Annotated in this window: 13 protein-coding genes and 1 pseudogene; 5 read left to right on the forward strand and 9 right to left on the reverse strand. The window is 73.6% G+C overall.

Annotated elements, in window-relative coordinates:
• The 3 genes from OHA30_RS18470 to fxsT are packed head-to-tail and all read left to right on the forward strand — an operon-like array spanning nucleotide 1 to nucleotide 7,347.
• The gene (locus OHA30_RS18470; protein WP_328914961.1) at nucleotides 1-1,803 is read left to right on the forward strand and encodes a VMAP-C domain-containing protein; all 1,803 of its coding nucleotides are present in this window, start codon (nucleotides 1-3) and stop codon (nucleotides 1,801-1,803) included.
• The gene (locus OHA30_RS18475; protein ID WP_328914962.1) at nucleotides 1,784-2,863 is read left to right on the forward strand and encodes an AAA family ATPase; all 1,080 of its coding nucleotides are present in this window, start codon (nucleotides 1,784-1,786) and stop codon (nucleotides 2,861-2,863) included. The genes OHA30_RS18470 and OHA30_RS18475 overlap by 20 nt, the downstream gene beginning before the upstream one ends.
• Nucleotides 2,860-7,347, forward strand: a complete 4,488-nt coding sequence (gene fxsT / locus OHA30_RS18480; RefSeq protein WP_328914963.1) for an FxSxx-COOH system tetratricopeptide repeat protein — start codon at nucleotides 2,860-2,862, stop codon at nucleotides 7,345-7,347. Before OHA30_RS18475 ends, fxsT begins: the two co-directional genes overlap by 4 nt.
• A gap of 429 nt (nucleotides 7,348-7,776) precedes the next feature.
• Here the strand turns inward: fxsT and OHA30_RS18485 are convergent, their stop codons facing one another.
• The 3 genes from OHA30_RS18485 to fxsA are packed head-to-tail and all read right to left on the reverse strand — an operon-like array spanning nucleotide 7,777 to nucleotide 11,196.
• Nucleotides 7,777-9,729, reverse strand: a complete 1,953-nt coding sequence (locus OHA30_RS18485; protein WP_328914964.1) for an aKG-HExxH-type peptide beta-hydroxylase — start codon at nucleotides 9,727-9,729, stop codon at nucleotides 7,777-7,779.
• Between the two features lie 43 nt (nucleotides 9,730-9,772).
• Nucleotides 9,773-10,999 carry an FxsB family cyclophane-forming radical SAM/SPASM peptide maturase gene (locus tag OHA30_RS18490; protein WP_328914965.1) on the reverse strand — a complete coding sequence of 409 codons (1,227 nt, stop codon included), beginning with the start codon at nucleotides 10,997-10,999 and terminating at the stop codon, nucleotides 9,773-9,775.
• On the reverse strand, nucleotides 10,999-11,196 hold the full coding sequence (fxsA, locus tag OHA30_RS18495; protein ID WP_328914966.1) for an FxSxx-COOH cyclophane-containing RiPP peptide: 198 nt from the start codon (nucleotides 11,194-11,196) through the stop codon (nucleotides 10,999-11,001). Before fxsA ends, OHA30_RS18490 begins: the two co-directional genes overlap by 1 nt.
• A gap of 148 nt (nucleotides 11,197-11,344) precedes the next feature.
• On the opposite strand from fxsA, the gene OHA30_RS18500 reads away from it, so the two are divergent.
• Nucleotides 11,345-13,117 carry a chloride channel protein gene (locus OHA30_RS18500; protein WP_328914967.1) on the forward strand — a complete coding sequence of 591 codons (1,773 nt, stop codon included), beginning with the start codon at nucleotides 11,345-11,347 and terminating at the stop codon, nucleotides 13,115-13,117.
• 49 nt (nucleotides 13,118-13,166) lie between these two features.
• Here OHA30_RS18500 and OHA30_RS18505 read toward each other — a convergent pair whose 3' ends face one another.
• From OHA30_RS18505 to OHA30_RS18515, 3 genes are all read right to left on the reverse strand, one after another.
• Complete coding sequence (locus OHA30_RS18505) at nucleotides 13,167-13,556, reverse strand: CU044_2847 family protein (protein WP_328914968.1); 390 nt, start codon at nucleotides 13,554-13,556, stop codon at nucleotides 13,167-13,169.
• A 219-nt stretch (nucleotides 13,557-13,775) separates the two neighbouring features.
• Entirely contained in the window at nucleotides 13,776-14,426 is a 651-nt protein-coding gene (locus OHA30_RS18510; RefSeq protein ID WP_328914969.1) for a DUF4232 domain-containing protein, read from the reverse strand.
• Between the two features lie 507 nt (nucleotides 14,427-14,933).
• Nucleotides 14,934-15,683 (reverse strand): D-Ala-D-Ala carboxypeptidase family metallohydrolase, encoded by a 750-nt coding sequence (locus OHA30_RS18515; RefSeq protein ID WP_328914970.1) that lies wholly within the window; start codon nucleotides 15,681-15,683, stop codon nucleotides 14,934-14,936.
• A gap of 231 nt (nucleotides 15,684-15,914) precedes the next feature.
• On the opposite strand from OHA30_RS18515, the pseudogene OHA30_RS18520 reads away from it, so the two are divergent.
• Nucleotides 15,915-16,117: pseudogene (locus tag OHA30_RS18520) on the forward strand (fructosamine kinase family protein); the annotation flags it as partial.
• A gap of 79 nt (nucleotides 16,118-16,196) precedes the next feature.
• Here OHA30_RS18520 and OHA30_RS18525 read toward each other — a convergent pair.
• The 3 genes from OHA30_RS18525 to OHA30_RS18535 all read right to left on the reverse strand — a co-directional run bounded on the left by OHA30_RS18525 (nucleotide 16,197) and on the right by OHA30_RS18535 (nucleotide 22,554).
• Nucleotides 16,197-16,559, reverse strand: coding sequence for a hypothetical protein (locus OHA30_RS18525; protein ID WP_328914971.1), 363 nt, complete (start codon nucleotides 16,557-16,559; stop codon nucleotides 16,197-16,199).
• A 41-nt stretch (nucleotides 16,560-16,600) separates the two neighbouring features.
• Nucleotides 16,601-17,926, reverse strand: coding sequence for a phosphatase PAP2 family protein (locus OHA30_RS18530; protein WP_328914972.1), 1,326 nt, complete (start codon nucleotides 17,924-17,926; stop codon nucleotides 16,601-16,603).
• Nucleotides 17,927-18,228: 302 nt separating this feature from the next.
• Complete coding sequence (locus tag OHA30_RS18535; RefSeq protein ID WP_328914973.1) at nucleotides 18,229-22,554, reverse strand: OmpL47-type beta-barrel domain-containing protein; 4,326 nt, start codon at nucleotides 22,552-22,554, stop codon at nucleotides 18,229-18,231.
• Between the last annotated feature and the right edge of the window lie 9 nt (nucleotides 22,555-22,563).

Below are 22,563 nucleotides of genomic sequence, written 5' to 3' on the forward strand. Positions count from 1 at the left end.
ATGGACGAGCGCGAGCGCGAGGGGTACAGCGGGTACGACCGGGACGGACACGGCGGGTACAGCGGGTACGGCGGTCAGACCGGTCACGGCGTCGAGCGCGACCGGTACGGCGACGGCCCGGGCCCGGACGCGTACGGCATCGTCCCCCGGAGCCGCGGATACGGCGACGGCCCCGACGAGTACCGCGTCGCATCCCGGAGCCAGGGATACGGCGACGCCCAGGACGCGTACCGCCTCGACCCCCAGCCCTACGGCTACGACCCCGGCCCCGACGACGCGCTGGAGCGCCGGCTCGCCGAACTCCTGACCCGGTTCGACCACATGCGCGAGCCGGCCGGGCGGCAGGCCGTCGTCAGATCGCTGGCCAGGAGACAGCCCAACATCCTGGCCTCGGCGCCCCGCAGCGACCGCATGCTGCTCGACGTGCTCGGCATGGTCCAGGCCGCCGCCGAATTCACGGGAGGACTGCACCAGCTCCTCGACGCGGTCGGCGGTGACTACCGCGGATCGAGGCCGTGGCTGGCCGCCGAGCGCTTTCTGCGGGAGAACTACCCCGAGCCCCTGCTCACTCCGGGCGAACGGGACCGGCTCTTCGAACTGATGCGGAATCTCGCGCGTTCGAACATCGAGGACCTGCTGAGGTTCGCGGTCGAGCACGACGAGGGCTTCGGCGAGCGCCTGGCCCGGCGGCGCGCCCGGTTCCGCCGGGCGGAGACCGATCTGACGGCGCTGGTCGCGGTGCTGGAGGACTCGCCAGAGGTGCCGGGGCAGATCCATCCGCTGACGGCCTTCGTCGAGTCGGCCGCCGCGCCCGAGGACACATATCTGCGCGAAAAACTCCATTGGTGGAACGGCAAGCTGACCATGCGTCAGAATTGGCCGGTGGACCTGATGCGTGAGGCCCGTTCGCGGGCGGCGATGGAGGTGGGCCGGGCTCCGGAGGAGAGCTGTCTGCTCATCGAGATCCACTCACGCGCCCCTGCCCCCGACGTCTACGACATCGACGCCTGGCTCTGCCGCGGCGGCCGCGAGCCCAGCCGGCTCCAGGCCGCCCTGCGGGCGCGTGGACAGGCCGAGCTCGACCGGTGCGTCAACGCCCTGCACGACCAGGCGTCCGAAGCCCTGGCCGCGCTCGCCCCCGGTATGCGGGTGGAGTTCCTGCTGCCGTGGCACCTGATCTGGCTGCCCGTGGACCAGACCGTGATCGAGCCGCACGGCGCGATCGGCCGGACCCTGGGCAGCCACCGCAACGTCGTGGTGCGCAGCGCCGAGCGGCAGCGCCTCCCCGAGTGGCACGCGGCGCTCCAGAAGCGCTGGAACTGGCTGAAGAACCACGCCGTGGAGGACCACGAGGGAGCCGTCGTATGGGTGAGCCCACAGCAGCGGATCGAGCCCGCCGAGCTGTTCTACGAACTCAACGGGACCGCCGAGACACCGGTGGTCTACGTCCTGCTCGAACCTCCGCGCCACACCTGGAACGCCCTGGTGGACTACTTCCCCGTACTGATGGAGACGGGGATCCCGGTGGTGCTCGCGGTGCGCGGCCCCGCCGCCGAGGACGAGGTGCGGCGGAGAATGGAAACTTGTCTGCGCGGCGCGCTCAAGGATCTTCCGGAGCGGGTATGGGCCCTGCGACGGGAAACACGGGTCAGGGAGTCGAACGGTCACCGGACCGACACCCTCGACCTCGATCGGCATGTCTCCCTGTTGTGGGACAGCCCGGAGGGCTTGAAACGGACCAAGGCAGCGCTCAGGCAGCCGAAGAGCTGGGGGTTGGAGCCTGATGGACAGTCAGTCGGATGACGGGCGGTCCGGCCCGGCCGATGAGCCGGAAGCCCCCCGTTGGTGGGTCTTCCGCGACAGCGGGGCGCCGCCGGGGCCGGAGGGGCCCGAGCCGGAACTGCCGCCTCCGCCGCCGTGGCGGGCCTTCGGCGGCGGCGCGGCCGGTGAGCCGTTGGAGCCGCCGGTGGACGGTACGGCCCCGGACGGCGCACGGCGGCTCGGAGCCGCACACGGGCGGACGCTGGACCGTTCGGTCGTCGAGATCGTCAACGCGGCCGTCCATCTGCGCCGGCCGCTGCTGGTGACCGGTTCCCCCGGCACCGGGAAGTCCAGCCTCGCCCACCAGATCGCGGCGGAACTGCGGCTGGGCCCGGTGCTGTGGTGGCCGGTGGTCAGCCGTACGACCCTGCGGGACGGCCTCTACGACTACGACGCCATCGGCAGGGTGCAGGACGCGCCCGGCGGCGGCCCCGACGCGCCGGTCGGCCCGCTCCCGGACGTGGGGGCGTATCTGACGCTGGGTCCGCTGGGTACGGCGCTGCTGCCCTGGCGGCGGCCCCGGGTCCTGCTCATCGACGAACTCGACAAGAGCGACATCGACCTCCCGAACGACCTTCTGCACGTCTTCGAGGAGGGCGAGTTCCGGATCCGCGAACTCGAACGGGTGGCGGGCCGGCAGCCCGAGGTGCCGGTCCTGACGGCCGACCACGGCGAGCCGGTCACGGTCGCCAAGGGGCATGTGCGCTGCCGCGAGTTCCCGATCGTCGTGATCACCAGCAACGGCGAGCGGGAGTTCCCGCCCGCGTTCCGGCGCCGCTGCCTTGAGGTGCGGATGCCCGATCCGGGGCCGGAGCGGCTGGCGGCCATGGTGGAGGCCCACTTCGGCCGCCGCGACGAGCAGACCGCCGAGCTGATCAGGTCGTTCCTGGTCCGCGGCAGGGACGGCGGGACGCTCGCGGCCGACCGGCTGCTCAACACCGTGCACATGCTGTCCAACCGCGAGGCCATGCCGGACCGGGAGTCCTGGGACCGGCTGTGCGACGCGCTGTGGCACTCCGCGGCCCAGGACCCGTCGGCATGAGCGCCGGCGCGCGCCACCACGAGCCGCCGGGCGACCCGACAGCGCGGGAGTGGGCGGAGGCGTTACTGCTGCGCCGGCGGATGGGCGCGGACGCCGCCGACCCGCCGGACGCCGACCCGCCCGACGTCGGCCGGCCGGACGCCGCTCCGGAGCGGCCGACGCCCGCGCCCGACGACTCCGGACAGCCGACGCCCGTACCCGCCGACGACCGGCCGCCCGCCGCCCGCGAACCGGCCGACGTACCCTCCCAGCCACCGGCCCGGGTGGCCGCCGGGACGCCGGACGCGGGCGCGCGGACGCCGCCCGCCCGCCGGGACCCGGCCACCGTCAGGGCCGGCACCGCCGAAGTCCCCACGGACCACCCGGGGTTACGGGACACCCTCGCGCTGGGCCGGGCGCTGCGGCCGTTCAACCGCCGCTGGTATCACCCCCACGAGCGCGCCTTCGACGAGGAGGCCACGGCCGTCCGCTCGGTGGAACTGGGCCGCTGGGACCCGGTGATGCACCAGGTCCCCGGTCACTGGCTCGATGTCGCCCTGGTGGTGGAGCACAGCGCCTCCATGCTGCTGTGGCGCGGCGTGGGCCGTTCCCTGGCCGAACTCCTGGACCGGCAGGGCGCCTTCCGCGACGTACGGGTGTGGCGGCTGGACACCTGGGGGTCGAAGGAAGCCGTCCTGTACTCCGAGCAGGGCACCGCCGTGCACGACCCGGCGGAGCTGCTGCACCCCGAACACCGGCGGCTGGTGCTGGTGCTGAGCGACTGCGTCGCCGACTCCTGGGCCGGCGGAGCCGTTCCCCGGATGCTGCGCACCTGGGCCAGGCACCAGCCGGTCGCCGTGCTCAACCCGCTGCCCAGCCGGCTGTGGAACGACACCGAGAGCGTCCCGGTGGACGTGGGGCTGCGCGCCGGGGCCGGCGGACTGCCCAACGCGCGGCTCGACATGCGCGGCGGCCCCCCGTACACCGGTACGGGCGCGGGCGAAGGACCCGTACCCGTCCCCGTCCTGGAGATCGACCCCGAGTGGCTGACCGGCTGGGCCCGGATGGTGGCCGGCGCGTCGGCCGGGTGGACGCCCGCCTCGGTCCTGCTCGTCGACCACGACGGGCTGCGGATGCCCTGGCCGGCCGAGCGCCGTGAGCAGACCGCGCCGGGTACGCCCGCGGAGCTGGTGCGGCGGTTCCTCACGGGTGCCTCGCCCGCCGCACAGCGGCTGGCCACCCGGCTCGCCATGGTGCCGCTCACCCTCCGGGTGATGCAGGCCGAGCGGACGAGTCTGCTGCCCGACGCCGGACTCCTGCCGCTCGCCGAGATCATGCTGGGCGGCCTGCTGGAGCAGGTCGGCCCCGCGCCGGGTCCCGCCTCGGGCGACCGGAAGGGCGAGCGCGGACCGGTCTTCGAGTTCGTCGACGGCGTACGCGCCCATCTGCTCGGCGGGCTCGGCCGCACCGAGATATTCCGCGCGCTGCCGGTCGCCTCCGCCGTCGCCGCGAAGGTGCTCGGCGTGCGGGACGACCTGGCCGGCCGGCTGCTGAGCGCGCCGGACGAGGTGCACAGCGCGGGCCTGTCGTCGCCGGAACGCCGTCTGATCGGCGCCATGCAGCCCGCGCTCGCCGCCCTCGGTTCGGCGTACACCCATATGGCCGAGCGTGCCCGGAGCGTGGCACGGGCAGAGGACACTGGGGACCGGCAACGGGTCGTCCCCGCCCGGCCGGAACACGCCGCCGACACCGACCTGTTGGACCCGGCCGCCACGGAAGCGGACCCCGTGACCGCGGGCGGCACGGACACCTCCCCGGAGAGGACACCCGCCATGGACGGCGCCGCCCCCCGTCAGCTCTCGCCGGAGACCGCCGGCCCCGACGCGGACACGGCGGAGCCGGGCCCGGAACCGGTCGGCACGGACACCGGCCGGTCCGGCCCCGGGGCCGGACCGGACAGCGGTTCCCCCGCCGGGCCGGGGAGTTCGGTGCCGCCGCCGTCCGCCCCGGGCGACCTTCCCGAGCCGGGACGGGTGCCGCGGCCGGGCGCGTACTTCACCGGGCGCGAGGAGGAGCTGAGCCGACTGCGCGCCGCGCTCAAGGAAGGCGTCCGCGCCGCGCTGCTGCCGCAGGCCCTCTACGGACTCGGCGGCGTGGGCAAGACCCAGCTGGCGCTGGAGTACGTACGCCGGTACGCGGGCGACTACGAGCTGGTCTGGTGGGTGCAGGCCGAGCAGCCCGCCGTCATCCGCGGATCGCTCGCCGCCCTCGCCCCGCGCCTGGGCATCCCGAACGCCGACGCGCGGACCGCGGTCGACCAGGTGATCGCGGCACTGGAGTCCGGCCGGCCGGTGAAGCGCTGGCTGCTGGTCTTCGACAACGCGGGCTCCCCGGAGGAAGTGGAGCGCTACCTCCCGTACATGGCGGGGGTCCCGGACGGCCTGGGCCATGTGATCGTCACGTCAAGGAACTCCGGCTGGGCCGACTCCGTCCCGTCTCTGCGCGTCGACGTCTTCCCGCGGGGCGAGAGCGTGGAGTTCCTGCGCCGCCGCGCCCCGGGGATCTCCGACACGGAGGCCGCGCGGATGGCGCTCGCCCTCGGCGACCTGCCGCTCGCCCTGGAGCAGGCGGCGGCCATGAAGGTCAAGAGCGGCCTGACGGTCGACGAGTATCTGGACCTCCTGGAGACCCAGGGCGCCCGGGTGCGCCGGGAGAACGCCAGCACCGCACCCGGCACCCAGTCCGTGGCGGCGGTGTGGAAGGTCTCCATGCGCGACCTCCAGGAGCGCAACCCCGGCGCACTGGAACTCCTGCGGCTGCTGGCCTTCTTCGGCCCCGACCCGGTGCAGCAGTCCTTCCTGCACGACGCGCGGCTGCTGGGCTTCCCGGAGCCGCTGGCGTCACTGCTGCGGGACCGGATCGCCCGCAGCCGTGCCATCGCCGAGACCGGCCGCTACTCGCTGCTGACCACCGACGTCGGGACCGTACAGCTCCACCGCCTGCTGCGCAGCGTGCTCCAGGACGAGTTGACGGCGGAAGAGGCCGCCGAGATGCGGTTCCGGGTGCACCAGGCGCTCGTCGCCCACGACCCCGGCGACCCGCAGGCCGCAGGCAACTGGGAGAAGTACCAGGACCTGCTGCCGCACATCCGGCCCTCCGGCATGCTGGAGAGCGACGACCAGGAGGCCCGCTGGACGGTGCTCAACGTCGCCAGGTACCTCTTCGCCAAGGGCGACTTCCAGAGCAATATCGAGCTGTGCCAGGAGATCGTCCGCACCTGGACCGCGCGCCTGGGCGAGGACCACCTCCAGACCCTCGGCGCCAACCGCCGGCTCGCGGCGGCCCTGTGGGCGCAGGGTTCGTACGAGGAGGCCCGCGCCCTCAACCGGACCACCCTGGACCGCCTCCGTCGCACGGTCGGCGAGGACCACGAGGAGTCCCTTGCCCTGGCCGGGCTGGTGGCCGCGGACCTGCGGGTGACCGGCGAGTTCCGCGAGTCGCTGGAGCTGGACCGCAATGTCTTCGAGCACAGCGTCCGGCTCTACGGCAGGGACGACCCCGCCAGCCTGACCTCCGGCCACAACTACTCGGTCAGCCTGCGGATGAACGGCCGGTTCGCCGAGGCCTACGAACTCGACCGCAAGACCAACGAGATCTATCTGCGCTCGCTCGGGCCGGCGTCGCAACTGACGCTGCTGGCCGTCAACAACGTCGCGCGCGATCTGCGGGAGCTGGGCCGGTTCACGGAGTCGGTGGAACTCCAGGAGGGTACGGTCGCGCTGTACCGGCAGTTCTACGGCGACACCCATCCGCACACCCTGCGGGCGATCAAGAACCTCTCGGTGAGCTGCCGTAAGGCCGGCGACCGCGAGCGCGGACTGGAGCTGGAGCGGGAGGCCCTGGCGAACTACCGCGCGGTGCTGGGCGAGGACCACATGGACACCCTCGCCGCCCGCGCCAACATCGCCAACGACCTGCGGCTCACCGGCGATCCCGACGGCGCCCGGGAGGCCGGCGCCGACGCGCTCCGGGCCTACCGCTCGGTCCTGGGCCCGACGCACCCCTTCACGTATATCGCGGCCGTCAACCAGGCCGCGGCGCTGCGGGCGTCGGGGGAGTTCCTGGAGGCCAAGCGGCTGGACGAGGAGACGGTGGCGGGCCTGGTCGGCTCGCTGTGGGACGAGCACGTGTGGGTGCAGATCGCCCGGATCAACCTCGCCACGGGCCTGTCCGCGTCCGGTGATCCGGCCGCGGCGGCGGTCCTCGGCAGGCGGGCGGCGGAAGTCCTGGAGGCCCAGTACGGCAACAGCCACCCGCACACGCTCGCGGCCCTGCGCAATCTCGCCCTCGACCTGGAGGAGACCGGCGACCAGGAGGGGTCCGAGGACCTGCTGATGAAGGTACGCCGCCGCTACCGGACGACGCTCGGCGACCAGCACCCGGAGACGCGGAACGCGCTGGCGGGGCTGCGCGCGGAGTGCGACCTGGAGCCGCCGCCGATCTGAGGGGCGGGGGCCGGGTGCCTCGCGGCGGGCGGATTACCGGTCGGCGCGGCTTCGGCCGGGCGTCGGGGGCCGGCGCCGCTGGGCGGTCGGCGCGGGGCTGTCCCGGCAGGGTTACGCGTTCGGCGCGGCGCGGCGGCGCGGGGCCGTCTCGGCAGGGTTACGCGTTCGGCGCGGCTTCGGCCGGGCGTCGGGGGCCGGGCGCCGCTGGGCGGTCGGCGCGGCGTGGCGGCGGGGGGCTGTCCTGGCAGGGTTACGCGTTTGGCGCGGGGCGGCGGCGGGGGGCTGTCCTGGCAGGGTTACGCGTTCGGCGCGGGGCGGCGGCGCGGGGCTGTCCCGGCAGGGTTACGGGGTCGGCGCGGGAACGGCCCGGCGCCGTGCTGCCGGCTCGGTACCCGGGGCCTTGCTGTCGGCGCCGCCCCGACGCCGACGTCAGGCGCCCGGCGCGCTCGGGTAGGCCGCCACGACCGGCAGGAGCCAGTGCGCGAGGTCCAGCGGCGACCAGGCCGTCCCCGCTCCCACCGGCCCCGATCCCCGCGCCCCCGGCGCCGGTTGACCCGCTGCGGGCCCGAGCGCGGTGTGCACGGCCCGGACGAGTTCGGGCATCGCCGCCAGCGCCGGAGCGCGGTCGTCGGCCAGCAGCAGCGCGGCGGCGGCCAGCCTTGCCCACTGCTCGGGGCCGCCCGCGTCCGGCACGCTCAGCAGGGCTTCGAGCTCCGCCGCAGTCCCCGCGGTGTCCGGGGGCGGCGGCGCGGCGGGGAGTTCCCAGCAGTCCGGGGGGAGAGTGCCGGGCGCCCGCAGCAGCGCGGCCGCCGCCACCGGGGCCGGCCGGCCCGCCGCCCGTGCCGAGACGAGGAGTTCCACCGCCGGCCGGGGCTGCGGCAGATGGCGCAGCCGCCAGCGCACCCGGTGCTCCGCCGCGCCGACCACCGCCCGGTTCAGGTGCCGAGGGCCCGGCGCGGTGTCCTTCCAGGAGTCGAGAGTGCGCCGCATCGCCGTCAGGAACCGTCGGCCGTCCCCGGTCGGCCAGTCGGACGCGTCGAGTTCGGCGACGGCCGCGCGTGCCTGCCGGTACCGGTGCGCGAACCGCGTCTCCGGCGACGCGTCGGCCGGGGCTTCGGCCGCCGCGACCAGCGGAGCCCCGGGCCCGGCCTGCGGCGGGAGCCCGATCGGCGCGCTCGTCGCTGAGGCCGGGTCGTCGGGAGCCTTCTCCTGCGTGGCCGCCGGCAGCGGGCCCGGCGCCGTACCGGAGACCGGCGCCACCCCGGCCCGTACGGCCGCCGTCTCGTCCCGCCAGAACGCGGCCACCGCCATGAAGGCGTACGCGCCCTGGAGAAGGGCCGAGGGCGGGCGCGGTTCCTCGCGCCAGGGCGAGTAACAGCGCGTACCGGGCGGGGATTCCAGCAGGTCGACGAGGTCCAGAAGCGCGCACAGCTTGGAGTGCTGGACCTCGTGCACCAGCCCCGCCGCCAGCGTCCGGGTGCCGGGGTGCGGGGCCAGCGCGACCAGACCCACCGCGTCGCCGAGGGTCGCGCTCAGCCAGCCGCCGCGCCCGTCGACCGCAGGACCCTCCCCGCGCAGCGGCACCACCGAACTCACCACCTCCCGGACCTCGTCGGCCCGCGCCGGGTGACGGCTGACCAACAACCGCCAGGCCGCGCCGAGTTCGGCTTCCCACCGGGCGGCCTCCTCGGCGTCCAGCGGGCGGGGCTCCACCGGATCGTGGCCGAGCCGGAAGGGGTTCAGCGAGTCAAGACGGAACGTCCAGGTCCGACCTTCCGCGACACAGCGCACCCGGCGCAGCCCGTACCAGCCGTCGCCGTCCCGGGTCGCAAGGTCCCCTTCCGGTACGCGTACGCCGCCAGCCGGACCGTCCACCCGGCAGTGCGCGCCGTCGCCGGTCACCTCGGCCGTGTCCACCGCGCCCGGCGGGAGCGCCAGCCCCAGTCCGGGCAGCATCACCGCGCCGGAACGTACGGGGACTTCGATCCGGAAGCGCAGCCCCGCCCGGTGCGCGGCCGCGGCGGCCAGCGACGCCGCCTCCGCGGCGGTCTCCGCCGACGGGCCGCCCCGCGCCCAACAGCCCAGCCAGGCACCGGTCATCGGGTCGTCCATGACCGCGTCGAACACCGCGGGCGCGTGCGCCTGTACGGTCCGCAGCAGATCGAGGCCGTCCTCCAGATACGCCGGCACCCGCCCGCCGCCACCGTCCGGCTCCGCCGCGCGGGCCCGTTCGCGCAGGGCCCGCAACAGCAGCAGATTGCGGCTGCGGCGCGCCGAGCGCAGCAGCGCGAACGCCTGCGGACCGCCGCCGCCCGCCCCGAGCGCGTCCAGCGCCTGCCGGGGGAACTCCAGCGGGGTGAAGGTCCGGCTCCGCGCGTTCATATGCCCCGTCCGTACCAGCCGCGTCCGTGACGGCCCTGCCCGCTCACCGGCCCGGTCCGCCGTCGAGCCGGGCGAAGTCGCCGCTGACCGTACGGGAGATGTGGGTGATCAGCGCCCTCATGTCGGGGGAGTAGACCGAAGGATGGTGGAACCCCGAGCCGGGCCGGTAGCGATGGGCGTACAGCCCGCCGCCGCAGACCCGTACGACCGGGCAGGCCCGGCACTCCTCGCACAGGCCGTCCGGGCCCAACTGCCGTGCGACGAAGCCGGGATGGTCGAGCAGGCTGTCCAGGGCGTCGTGGCGCAGATCGCTCCCGGTCCACGGCGCCCCCGGGTACGCCGTCTTGAGCAGGTCGGACTGGGTCAGCGTCCCGTCGGTCTCGATCACCACCAGCCGGGCCGGGCCGCCGCCCACGCTCTCGACGCCGCTTCTGCCCCCGAGCAGCAGATCGACGATCCCCTCGAAGAAGGGCATCCGGGTCGGCTGCGCGGGCGCGTGGTACCAGAGGTCGAAGACCACGCGTAACCAGTCGGCGTACGGCACCCGTTCGGGATCGTCCGTACGACCGAGCGGCGGGCGGCCCCAGTTGGCGAGCGGCAGCAGCAGATCGATCGCGGGCGGACGGAAGGAGAGCAGATGGCCGTAGACGGCCGCCGGGTCGGTGGTGATGTCGACCGTGCACAACAGCCCGGCCCACAGCGGGCGGTGGCGGTCGTCGCCCAGCCGCGCGAGCACCCGGGCCACGGCGTCGTAGCTGCCGGCCCCTCCCGGGGAACGGCGGTGCAGGTCGTGGACCGCCCGGTCGCCGTCCAGACTGACGCCGAGCCGAATGCCGTGCGTGTGGCACAACTCCAGTACGGCGTCGTCGATCAGCGTGCCGTTGGTCTGGATGGTGAACTCGGCCCTGGTGGTCTCCGGCAGCAGCGCGCGCAGCCGGCGGACCAGGCCGTCGATGAACGCCGGTCCCACCAGCAGCGGTTCACCGCCGTGCAGGATGACACGGACCGACCGCAGGCCATGGGTCCTGACATGGTCGGCGATACGGCGGCAGGCCAGCTCCGCCGTCTCCGCCGACATGCTGCGCGGCTGCGTACGCCAGCTCTCGTCGCCCGCGCGGTACACGTAGCAGTAGTCGCAGGCCAGATTGCAGCTGCTCTGCACCTTGAGCAGGAACTCCTGGAACGGCAGCGCCCGCAGACCGGCCGCGCGCAGGGCCGGGACGTCCAGGGCCTCGTCCGGCCAGTACGGCGGTGCCCCCGTCACCGTCATCAGCCGTCGTCGTCAGGAGGGAAGAACTGCGCCCCCGACTGATAGGCGGAGATCGGCGACTCCGCGCCCGCCGCCTGCTGGAGCACCCGCCGCAGCGCGTGGGCGAGCGCGCTGTCGGTGCTGTGCAGGATCTCGTCCAAGGGAATGTCCGTCAGATCGGGCAGCGACGACGCGAACTCCCCCTGTTCCCCGTTCATCAGCTCCCCCTTCTCTCCTCAGGAGTGACGGAACCTCCTCTAGGATAGGCGAGCTCACCGAAGACTGATAGGGCGTCACTACCGGTGCCGGGCCCGCCCCCTGTAGTCCGGGCCACCGGCGGTCGGCTCCCCGGAACCGGATGGACCGATGTTGGGCAGCGCTCAGGACGGGCCGGACCAGACCGGCAGCCGCGGACGCGGGTCGTCGGCGGAGCCCGAGCGGCGGGGCTTACGGCTCTCGTCGAGGTCGGCGACGGCCGGCGGTGGTGGGCGCGGGGCGCCGGCCGCGGGCGGTGGTGGGCGCAGATGGCTGCCGGGCCGCGGGGCGTCTGCTGACGGTGGTGGTGGGCGCGGGGCGTCGGCCGACGGCGATCGCAGGTGGCTGCCCAGCGGGCCGGCGGGCGGGCCCGGTGACACGCTTCCCCGCTGGATCGTCCTCGCGCTGCTGATCGGCGCGGTCGCGGGGCTGGGCGCGGTGGCGCTCTACGAGCTGGTGCACTGGGGCACCGAGTGGCTGCTCGGCGACATCGGCGGCTACCGCCCCTACGGCACCACCGCCAAGGGAGTTCTGGAACACTCGCACTCCTCCAGCCGCCCCTGGGCGGTCCCGCTGGTCGCCGGGGCGGGGGCGCTGCTCGCGTCGGTCCTGGTGGTGCGGTTCGCGCCGGAGGCGAGCGGGCACGGCACGGACGCCGCGATCGAGGCGGCCCACCACCGGCCGCTGAGCATGCGCGCCCAGGTCCCCTTCGTGAAGCTGGTCGCCTCCGCGCTGACCATCGGAGCCGGCGGATCGGGCGGTACGGAGGGCCCGGCCGCCCAGATCTCGGCGTCCTTCGGCTCGATCATCGCCCGCCGGGCCCGGCTCACCCCCGGGCAGGCCCGTACCGCCGTGGTCATCGGTCTGGCGGCGGGCGTGGGCGCGGTGTTCCGGGCACCGCTCGGCGGCGCCCTGCTCGGCGCGGAACTCCTCTACCGGCGTGACGCCGACCCGGCCGTCCTGCCCAAGGCCCTGCTCGCCTCGGCCGCGGGGTTCGTCACCTTCGGCGCCTGTCTGGGCTTCGGCACCTTCTTCGGCCCGCACGCGGTTACCTCTTTCGGGGGACTGCGGGGGTTTCTGCCGCTGGCCCTGGTGGGCCTGCTCGCGGGCGCGGCCGGGCGCCTGTACGCCTTCTGCTTCTACTGGGTGCACGAGCACGTCGAGCCCGTCGCCCGGACCACGGTCCGCCGGCTGCTGTTCCCCACGGTGGGGGCCCTGATGGTCGGCGGCCTCGGCCTGCTGGTCCCCGGTGTGCTCGGCACCGGCTACGGGCTGATGCAGGCGCTGACGCAGCGCCAGGTCCTGCTGGACCTGTCCCCGTGGGTGCTGGTGGCCGTGCCGCTGGCGAAGATCGTGGCGACGTCCGTGTCGGTCGGCTCGGGCGGCTCAGGCGGGATCTTCGGCCCCTGCCTGGTGGTGGGGGCGGGCGTGGGGGCCGTCGTCTGGCGGCTGTTCGAGCCGACCGGCCTGGTGCCGCACAGCCCGCTGGCCTGCGTGGTCGTGGGGATGGCCGCGTGCCTGGGCCCGGTGGCGCGGGCGCCGCTGGCCGTGCTGGTGATGGCGGTGGAGACGGTCGGCGACGCGTCGCTGCTCGCGCCCGGCATCGTCGGCGTGCTGTGCGCGAGCGTGGTGGTCGGGCGTACGACGCTGTACCGGAGCCAGGTGGAGCGGCGGGGGGACGGGCCGGTCCTGGACGGTGGGGCGCTTTTGGAGGTGGCGGACGGGGGTTCTGCCGGGGGCCCGGGTACGCCGCCGGGGGCTGGCGGCGGGCGGGTTGTGGCCGCGGGGCCGATCGTGGCCGCCGCGCACTCGATCCCGGCCGAGGCGCCCGAGGATGTGCGGCCGCCGCAGCAGCGCGGTACCGAGCCGGAGGACGCCAGGTGATCCGGAGCCGTACGGCGTGGAGGTGTACGGGGGCCCGGTCGGCTGTTGCTCAGCTGTTGGCGTCCGCGTCGTCGTCGTCATCGTCCGCGCCGGCCTCCGAGGACGCGCCCGCGGCGGGTGGGTGGCTCTCCCAGACCATCCGCACCTTCAGATGCCCGTCGGCCCCGGTGCGGGCGAACACCGCCCCGGCCTGAGCGCTGATCCTGACCCCGAACTCGAGTTCCACGGTGGACGGCCGCTGCGGAAGCGCGGTGAGCTGGGCGATCGCGTGCGCCGCCGCGTCCCGTACGTGGCCGAAGCCCGCCTCGAACGTCGCCGTCGCCGCCCGGATCGCGTCCCCGCCACGGGAGACCCGCTGCACCCCGCTCTCGTCGTCGGCGACGTCGACGAACACCCGCGCCTCGCCGTCACCGATCGTGAACGCCACCATCTCCGCCATGCTCTCCCCCTGCCCGCCGACCGTAACCGGCCTCCGCCCCTGCCTGCCCCGGCGACGTTCCCGGGCCCCCAAGCCCGTAAACACCCCCCACCCCCCGACCTCGCAGACCGCCCCGCCGAGCCGGTCAGCTGCGCGCGGCGCCCGCGTAGGACCCCGTACGCGGTTCGTCCAGCATCGCGGGCGCGAGGCGGGCTCGTACGCCAATGCTGTCGGGCGGGGTTATTTGCCTGCGCCTACCGGGTCGACGGTGATGGTGGGGCCGGAGCCGTCGCCGGCCGGGATGTTGATGGACAGGGCCATGGTGTGGGAGTGGGTCTCGTTGGGCGGGGTGACGACCAGGCTGGTGAAGGTGACGCCGCTGCCGCCGGAGTTGTTCGGCGGGAAGTGCAGGGTGAAGCGGGTCGCCTCACCGGACCGGAGGGTGACGTCGGGCGCGGTCACGTGGCTGCGTTCCGCGCTGACCGTGCCGTACCGGCCCTTGAGGTCCACCCCGGGGAAGCCGTGCATGGTGCACGCGCCGGCGCCGGTGTTCGTGAGGTTGATCAGCACCTCGCCCTCCGCCATCCCGAACGAGCTGGTGAAGGAGAGGTGCGCGGTCTGGCAGACACCGCCGTCGGCCGTACCGGAGCCGTCGGAGGAGCCCTTGCCCGAGTCGCTGGTGGCCGCCGCACCCTTGCCGTTCACGGAGGTGTCGGCCTGCGGCGCCGTCGGGCTGGCGGAACCGGTGCCGCCCTGCGTGGGCGCCGCCGCCGACGTGGGGGAACTGGACGAGGTGGAAGAGCCGTTGGCGTCATCGCTGTCACAGGCGGTGAGCGAGAGGCCCACGGTCACCGCGACAAGGGCAATGACCGAGATCTTCTGGACGCGCATGGCTTCTCCTCCACAACGGATGCCCGCTCGTGCCGAGCAAGCCCTTCTGTCCTTCCGGACACTCCCATCACCAGCGCGGTTTCCAGGGAGGTGACACCAGGACACCCCTGTGACAGACGAGTAGAAGCGCCGTGACGTACGCATCCGGTATGTGACCGTAGCCGGAGGGCGATGCCTCGCCTCCGCCGCGTCGGCCGCGCCCAGCGCTGACCGGCCGGCCCGCACCCGTACGGGGACGGCCTGGCCGGCCGTCACGACTGCGGCGCCGGCGCCGGCGCGCGACAGTGTGGCCGCGCTGCGGCGACCGCACGCGAGCTGTGCCGTATGGCAGAACCGTGCGGCTCGATCCGCCGCCGGAAGCACCCTGCCGGAAGCACCCCGCCGGAACCGGCCGTGGCACGGCGCGGTCGGCCGGGTCGTCCGCGAGCCTGTGCCCCCGCGGCGGTCGGCCCCGGCCTACGCCACCGCTGAGGGCCACGGCGGCAGTCGACCAGAGCCGACAGCAGGTCAGATCGTGCCGTTCTCCCACCACCACGCGCGGCCCAGGTCGGCCCTGCTGTCGACGTGCTGGTGGTCCTCGGTGTACGTCTCCAGGCCGGAGAAGCCGCAGGTTTCCGCCTTCTGGTAGACGGTTTTGTTGGCCACGCCGGGAACGTCGAGGTCGGCGGCCGTGCCGTAGAGATGCATGCTGTCGCTCGCTCCGCCGACCGAGGCGTTGTGCGCGATGCTGCGGAAGCCGGAGTTGACGGTGATCGGGACGTTGCCCAGCTTCTTGCGGAGCGCTTCGAGCTTGTACATCGCGCGGCGGGCGTTCTCCTTGGCGGCGGCGGCGCTGACCTTGCCGCCGTCGAACGTGCCGCTCACGCGGTCGGTGAACTCGCTGAAGTTGAAGTGCGCGGTGGAACCGTCCGACTGCTCCAGGGCGTTGAGCTGCGCCTGCGTGGCGGGCCCGACGACGGCGTCGGACGACAGACCGTAGGCGGACTGGAAGAGGCGGACCGCGGTGGCGGTGCCGGGGCCGAAGCTCCCGTCGATGGCCACCCGGGTCTGGCCGGGGCTGCTCGTGGCCCAGCCGGCGACCCTGATCTGCAGTTCGGTGACGTCGGCGCCGCTCGCGCCCTGCGAGAGGGTCCGCGACCACGAGTACGCGTACGCCGAGCCCGAGACCAGGACCGGTCCCAGTACGACGCCGGCGCCGACGGCCAGCGTTCCGCGCAGAAGGGTACGACGGTCGAAGGGGGAAGAGGACGAAGTCATCGTTGTCCTTTCGGTAACCGGTCGGGTTCATGTCAAGCGCGATGTGAGGTCCCAGCATGCCGTTGGGGCTGGAGGTGCTCAAGGGGTCGGGGCCGACAACCTCGCCCGTAAGGTGGGCGCCCTCGACCGTTCCCGTCCCCTCAGCGCCGTGTTCAACCGCCCCGTGCCGGTGCGTCCCCGCTCGGTGCCCGGCCCGGGCGCGCGTCGAAGAGGCCGGTGACGGCCCAGGGCGACCTGGCCGTGCTCCGGCTGTTCGGCTGCCCCTATCCGGACCGCGTGCTGGACGCCTACGGCGAGGTCGCGCCCTTGGCCGACGGGTGGGCGGACCGGGTTCCCCTCCACCAGCTCTTTCCCTGCTGGTGCACGCGGCGCTGTTCGGCCGCGGCTACGCCGAGCAGGCGGTCGGGGCCGCGCGGGCGGCTCTGGCCCGGTGAGGCGCGGAACCGCGCGGAGGTCCGGACGTGGCGGGGTACAAGGTGATGTGACGTCGCGGGGGCCCGCCTCCCGCCCGGCTCATCGCAGGGCGCGGCGGATCTGCCACCACGCGAGCCCGGTGACGGCCGTGGCCGTGACGGCGAGCGCGGCGCGCGGCAGCAGGCTCGCGGGCGGGGCGTACGTACGGCGGGAGAGCACGGCGCCGTCGGACTGCCAGCTCAGCGCGGAGCCGCTGGACTGGCCCGACAGCCACGAGCCGAACGACTGGAACGAGCCGATCGACAGGGCGGACATGCTCGACCCGAGCGAGCCGAAGGAGCCGAACGACGCGACGGAACCGATGGACAGGGCCGAGCCGGCCGAGCCGATGGACAGCACGGACTCCGTGGAGGCGATGGACAGCAGCGAGTTGCGCGAACCGATCGACCAGCGTGAGGACATGGCGACCATTCTGCCCCTCCGGCGCGCCGGTACGACAGGAATCACGCCAGTACGGGCTGCCGTTCCGGTTGCCGGGCCGGCTCGGGCCGCGGTTCCCACTGCCTGGTGGTCCGGACATAGCCGTAGATCACTGAGGCCATCGCCAGAAGGAGAAGCGGCCCGAACACCCAGGGATACGTGGCCATCTGCGTCGGCAGACAGCGATACGACACCAGGAGCGCGGCGAAGACCGCCGCGCCGTAAGCGACCAGCTGAACCCCCGACGTGTCCCAGCCGCGGTCGAACGCGCGCAGCGCCGCCTCGATCGTGAGCGCGAACACCGCGCCGGCCACGAGATCCACGCCGTAGTGGTAGCCGAATCCCAGCGTCGCGGTGAGGGTGGCGACCAGCCAGAACGCGCCGGCGAAGCGCAGAGCTCTTGGGCCCCTGCGGGAATGGATGAAGATCGCGGTGGCCCACGCCGTGTGCAGGCTGGGCATGCAGTTGCGCGGGGTGAGTTCGTCGAAGGGCATCGGGTGCGGGGTGCTCAGCGGCGGCAGTGTGTGCGGCCACAGGTTGGCCGCCGCCCAGTGCCCGCCGTCGGCGCCGTAGGCGAAGACCGGTCCGACCGTGGGGAAGATCATGTAGATGCCCGGCCCGAGGAGGCCGATGACCAGGAAGGTGCGCACCAGGTGGTGCCGGGGGAATCGGCGCTCGACCGCCACATGACGCAGCTGGTACAGCGCGACCGCGACCGCGGCCACCGCGAGCTGGATGTAGACGTAGTCCAGGAGATGGGTGCCGATCGGGCCGGTGGCCGCGACCGCTCGGCCCACCAGCCACGACGGGTCGCCCAGCGCGCGATCGGCGGTCGCCACGTACGGGTCGAGCACATTGGGGCGGACCTTCGACGTGGTGAGCAGCCAGGTGTCCCCGACCTTGCGGCCGGTCACCAGCAGCAGGCTCAGCCCGACACCCTTCAGCAGCAGCGCCCGTTCCCGGCCGGTGCGGCGGGTGACGGCGATGACCGCACAGCCCAGAATGACCCACAACGCGCCGTTGCCGAAGGTCGGCCTGGCGCCGGCCGCCCACCGCACCAGTAGGAAGACGACGTCGATGCCGATCGCGGCGCCCACCGCGATCAACCGTTGCCGCCAGGTGAGCACCACCATCATCAACGCCATGCTGGCGTACAGCAGGAAACCCGACTTGGGGGCGAACACCACCTCGCGCACCTGGCTGGTGATCGGCCCCGGCACGCCGAGGTGATGCGCGACGATCTCCAGCGTGACGAGAAATCCGACGGTCACCGCACCCGCCGCAGCCCACAGCGTCGCCTGCGGTTGGTGCCGCGCGACGGACGTAACTCTGCGGCTTATTCGGCTCATTCGCGAAAACAGCCCTGATGCTATGAATATCAATGGTCTGGGTGATTTGTTAGGTTCTGCCCGGATGGTTCGCTCTTCGTGCGGGACCTCGTGGTTTCCGATGAACGAGCGGTTGACGGCGGTCGTCGTGGGTTCGAACATGTTAACGGAGCGGTTCGGGCAGGTTTCGTCGGCCATGGGTGTGTGACGGGTCGGTCGATCCGGCGCGGCGCCCCCCGTCCGCGACCGAGCGCGGAAACGCGGCGGATCCCGGCCCCCACGTGGGGGCCGGGATCCGCTGGGTCAGTCGGAAGAGCCGGTTGTCAGCCGATCACCGCCCACGGTCCGTTGGGGTCGCCGGGCTCCTGGTTGCGGGTGTACCACTTCGCTTTGTAGGTCGTGCCTCGGTAGGTCACGACGTCTCCGGCCTCGAAGATTCTCGACGCGGTCCAGATCGCGGTGCCGTCCTCGGCCAGTGTGATCTCCTGCCACGGCCCGTTGGGGTCGCCGGGCTCCTGGTTGCGGGTGTACCACTTGGCCTTGTAGGTCGTGCCTCGGTAGGTCACGACGTCCCCGGTGTCGAAGATTCTCGACGCGGTCCAGATCGCTGTGCCGTCCTCGGCCAGTGTGATCTCCTGCCACGGCCCGTTCGGGTCGCCCGGCTTCTGGTTCTGCGTCCACCACGACGCCTGGTAGAGCTTGCCCTGGTAGCCCACCGTGTCACCGGTGTTGTAGACCGTCGAGGAGATCCAGGCCGCCGGAAGGGCGACCGTCACGGTGACCTTGGCGGTCGCCGGGGTCAGCAGGTCGCCGCCCGCGTAGGAGACGGTCAGGTCATGGCCGCCCACCGCCAGACCGGCCGGCAGGGTGAAGGCGGCCTTGCCGTCGGACAGCGTGGCCGTGCCGCGGGCCTTCGGGCCGTCGGTCGTGGCCTCGGTGAGGGTGACGACGCCGGTCGCGGGCAGTCCGGGAGCGCTCACCGTGACCGTCACCTTCGCCGCCGTCCCGTATACGGCCGCCGGAGCGGTCGCGGTGACGGTCGGGGTGACGCGGGTGATCGCCGGGATCACCAGCCGGCCGGCCTTCTCCACGTTGCCGGCCACGTCGGTCGACCGGTAGTCGACCGCCTGGTCCGCGGCCGTCGGCGTCACCGTGAACGGCGCGGTGTACGTAGCCCAGCCGCCGTCGACGACGCGGTATTCGGTCCGGGCCACGCCCGAGGTCGCGTCCGTGGCGGTGAGGGTGACCGTCACCGGAGCACCGGCGCCGGCACCCGGCGCGGCGGACGCGGTCGTCACCGGGGCGACCCGGTCGGCCTTGACCGTCACCGACGCCGTCGATACGTTCCCGGCCCGGTCGGTGGCCCGGAAGTCGTACGTCCAAGTGCCGTCGTCGACGGTGACCGTGCCCGCGTACGGCGCCCACGCGCCGCCGTCGACCCGGTACTCAAGAGTCGGCGCCGAGCCGTCGTCGTCGCTCGCGCCCGCCGTGATCGCCGGCGCGGACACGTACCAGCCGTCGCGGCCGTCGGGCGCGCCCGGCGCGACCGAGGTGGTGATGACCGGGGCGGTCGTGTCCGGCGTGCCCACGACCTCGACGGTCGCGGACCGGGTGACCGTGAAGCCCCACTGGTCGGTCGCGGTCACGGTGACCGGGTACCGGCCCGGAACCCGGCTGTTGACGTCCGAGAGCCCGACGTTCACGGCACCCGGCACGTCGAGGATCGGCTCCAGCCGTGCCAGGACCGCCGGCTCGTCGATGGTCTCGCCGACGCCGAACGTCGCGGTGTCGGAGGAGAGGACAAGACCGGGCACGGGGGCGACGCGCACGGTCATCGCGACCGGGTGCGACGTGTAGCGCCCGCTGGTCGCGGTGACCAGCGCCGTGTACCAGCCGGGGGCGCCGAAGTCGACCCCGGACAGGTCGGCCGCGAGGGTCGCGTCGGCCGGATCGGCGGTGGCCTTGATGTCGCCGAGGAACGCGGCGGCGTCCACGGGACCGTGGCCCACCTGGTAGGCGATGGTGCGGTTGTCGACGGAGACGACCGGCAGGTCCGGCGCCGGGGTGGTGGAGCCCTCGCCGAGGGTGAAGGTCGTGACCGCCGCCGCGTGGTCGCTCGCCCAGGAGTTGTCCGCCACGTCGTCCTCGGACGGCCAGCCGACGGTGAGCGCGTGCGCCTCCTCCACGTGCAGTTCGGCGCCGGCGGACCAGACGTAGTCGATACGGTCCTGCGGCTCGTCCCGCCCGTTGCCGTGGGTCGAGGTGATCGGCGACCAGGTGTTCCCGGGGTCGGCCTCGGGGTCGGGGTTGGCGACCCGGTAGGAGTCGGTCAGTCCGCCGTCCGTGAAGACGTCCGGCACCGGCCAGTCGACGGCGCCGGCGTCGCAGTGCGCGCCCGCTGTGACGGCGGTCCAGTCGGCGCCCGACGGCGACGCGAGGTCGCCGAGGAGCAGCACCGGGGTGTCACCGGACAGGTCGCCGGCCATTTCCTGGGCGATGGCCCGGGCCTGGGCGTACCGGGTCGTGGTCTTCTCGTGGGCGGCCAGGTCCTTGGCGCCGTCGAAGCAGGCGCGGTACGGGCCGTAGTCGGCCTCGTCGAGGTGGGCGTCCCACACCCGTACCGGCGTCCCGGCCACGTCGAGGGTGACGGCGGCGGCCGGCGCGGTGCCGGTCGGGCCGACCCGGTCGGCGTCCGAGATCGGGTACGCCGAGACGACGCCGAGATCACCGGCGGCGTACGCATGCCAGCCGAGGGCGTCGCCGACCTTGCGGGCCATGGCGGCGCCCCCGTCCTGGAACCCGACCAGGTCGATGCCCTGGGTGGCGATCACCGCGACGTTCTTCGCGACGGCGTCGGTCACATGGCCGCCGCCGTCCCAGGCGTTCCACGACGCGCTCTGGATCCGCGGCGCCGCCCCGGCCGCGGCCACCGGGATCTGCACCTGGATCCGTGAGGTCGTCGTGCCGTCGCCGGCCTTGACGGTGATCTCGCCGTCGTCCTGCGGCACCTCGTCGGGGGCGGTGCCGGTGACGACACCGTCGGGGTTCACAGAGAGCCAGCTGTCGCCGGACTCCTTGGCGAAGGTGACCGGTGCCTGTCCCTGCCCCACCCAGCCGCTGTTCCACAGTCCGGCGAGCGGCTGGTGGACGGCGCCGGAGACCGGCACGGCGGGAAGGCGGAAGGTGTCGGTCATGAAGCCGGCCGTCTCCAGCGGGCCGAGCCTGGTCACCTTGACGTCGTCGAACGAGACGGTCGCCGAGTCGAGGTACAAACCGAGGGCCCCCTTCGTCGTGCGCGGGATCGTGACGCCGCCGAGCACGAGCTTGCCGCCGACGTAGAAGTTCGCCAGCGTGCCGTGCACTTCGAGCGCGACGTCCACATCGCCGCCCGTGCCGAGGTCCGAGCCGTACGCCGCGCTCGCGAGCGCCGACGAGGACGTCACGTTCTGCGTCATCGCGCGGACGCCGTCGGCGGCCGTCGTGTCGGTGCGCAGCGCGAAGGCCGGGTACGGACGTACCCCGGACTCCGGAGTGTCCGCGATCAGCGCGAACCACGGACCGGCCGGCTTCAGCACGCTGTCGAAACGGGCGGTCGCCTCGAAGAGGTAGTCGTCCAGGTGCGGGCCGAAGGTGATCACGGGCTGGTCGCCCGCGGCCGGCGAGCCGCCGACGAGCCGGCCGTCGCGCACCTTCCACGGGACCGAACCGGTGGCCTGGTTCCAGCAGTCGGCCGAGTCCGCGCGGGAGAAGTCCTCGTCGAGGACGACGGTACCGGCGGCGGCGTCGGCCGCGCCCGCGATCTCCCGCTCGTACGCGGCGCAGTCGGGCGCGCCGGGCGGCGGCGCGCTGTTCTGCCGTACGAACTCCGCCACCTGGTCGGCGGAGAGCACCGAATCCCAGACGCGGGCCGTGCTGAGGCTGACCGGCGAGGGCGTCTCGATGCCGCCGTTCGCCGCCGAGTCGGCGCCGAGCGTCCAGTTCTGCGCCCCTGCCACCGGGACGGTGAAGGACCCGGCCGCGGCCGTGGTCGAGGCGAGCACGCCGTCGACGTAGAGCTTGACGTTCGTGCCGTCCCACGTTGCGACGGCGTCGTACCAGCGGCCGGGCACGATCGGGGCGTGGGTGTACTTGTAGCCGCCGACGTTCACCGAGAAGGCCAGCTGACCGCTGTCGATCTGGAGATCGGCGCCGCCGGACTGCGCGTTGGAGCAGATCGCCTTCTGCCCCGACGTCGGGATCGACGCGTCGTTCCAGCGGAATCTGCACTCGACGGAGAACCCGCCGGTCAGCTTGGACCACTGAGCGGAGAAGGGGTACGTGTAGGCGTCCGTGGTCCCGTTGAACGTGGCCACGTTCTTGCCCGCCGTCCGGTCGCGCGTGACCGACGGTGTGCCCTTGGTGGTGACCGCGAGCCGCTGGGCGTGGTCGGCCGGCGTGCCGTCCGCGAAGTCGACGTCGAGGACGCCCGCGTCGGGGACGGTGACCGCCGCCGGCGTGGCCTGCCGCGCCGCGGAGGCCGGTGCCGCCGCGTTCGCCGTCCCCGCCATCAGGGAGATCGGCGCGAGCAGCGCGGCGAGAGTCGTCAGAAGGGCCACGGAAAGTCTGGTGCCGGGCCTCATGGTCCTGGGCGGCATGGTTCGGGGTCTCATGTCCTCGCT

This window comes from Streptomyces sp. NBC_00223 (genome assembly GCF_036199905.1).
Classification (GTDB): domain Bacteria; phylum Actinomycetota; class Actinomycetes; order Streptomycetales; family Streptomycetaceae; genus Actinacidiphila.

Bases quoted from the DNA above. Each gene is read 5' to 3' on its own strand.
- OHA30_RS18505 (WP_328914968.1), bottom strand. From the start codon at position 13,556: ATGGCGGAGATGGTGGCGTTCACGATCGGTGACGGCGAGGCGCGGGTG.
- OHA30_RS18500 (WP_328914967.1), top strand. From the start codon at position 11,345: ATGTTGGGCAGCGCTCAGGACGGGCCGGACCAGACCGGCAGCCGCGGA.
- OHA30_RS18525 (WP_328914971.1), bottom strand. From the start codon at position 16,559: ATGTCCTCACGCTGGTCGATCGGTTCGCGCAACTCGCTGCTGTCCATC.
- OHA30_RS18515 (WP_328914970.1), bottom strand. From the start codon at position 15,683: ATGACTTCGTCCTCTTCCCCCTTCGACCGTCGTACCCTTCTGCGCGGA.
- OHA30_RS18530 (WP_328914972.1), bottom strand. From the start codon at position 17,926: ATGAGCCGAATAAGCCGCAGAGTTACGTCCGTCGCGCGGCACCAACCG.
- OHA30_RS18475 (WP_328914962.1), top strand. From the start codon at position 1,784: ATGGACAGTCAGTCGGATGACGGGCGGTCCGGCCCGGCCGATGAGCCG.
- fxsT (WP_328914963.1), top strand. From the start codon at position 2,860: ATGAGCGCCGGCGCGCGCCACCACGAGCCGCCGGGCGACCCGACAGCG.
- OHA30_RS18490 (WP_328914965.1), bottom strand. From the start codon at position 10,999: ATGACGGTGACGGGGGCACCGCCGTACTGGCCGGACGAGGCCCTGGAC.
- fxsA (WP_328914966.1), bottom strand. From the start codon at position 11,196: ATGAACGGGGAACAGGGGGAGTTCGCGTCGTCGCTGCCCGATCTGACG.
- OHA30_RS18470 (WP_328914961.1), top strand. From the start codon at position 1: ATGGACGAGCGCGAGCGCGAGGGGTACAGCGGGTACGACCGGGACGGA.
- OHA30_RS18485 (WP_328914964.1), bottom strand. From the start codon at position 9,729: ATGAACGCGCGGAGCCGGACCTTCACCCCGCTGGAGTTCCCCCGGCAG.
- OHA30_RS18535 (WP_328914973.1), bottom strand. From the start codon at position 22,554: ATGAGACCCCGAACCATGCCGCCCAGGACCATGAGGCCCGGCACCAGA.
- OHA30_RS18510 (WP_328914969.1), bottom strand. From the start codon at position 14,426: ATGCGCGTCCAGAAGATCTCGGTCATTGCCCTTGTCGCGGTGACCGTG.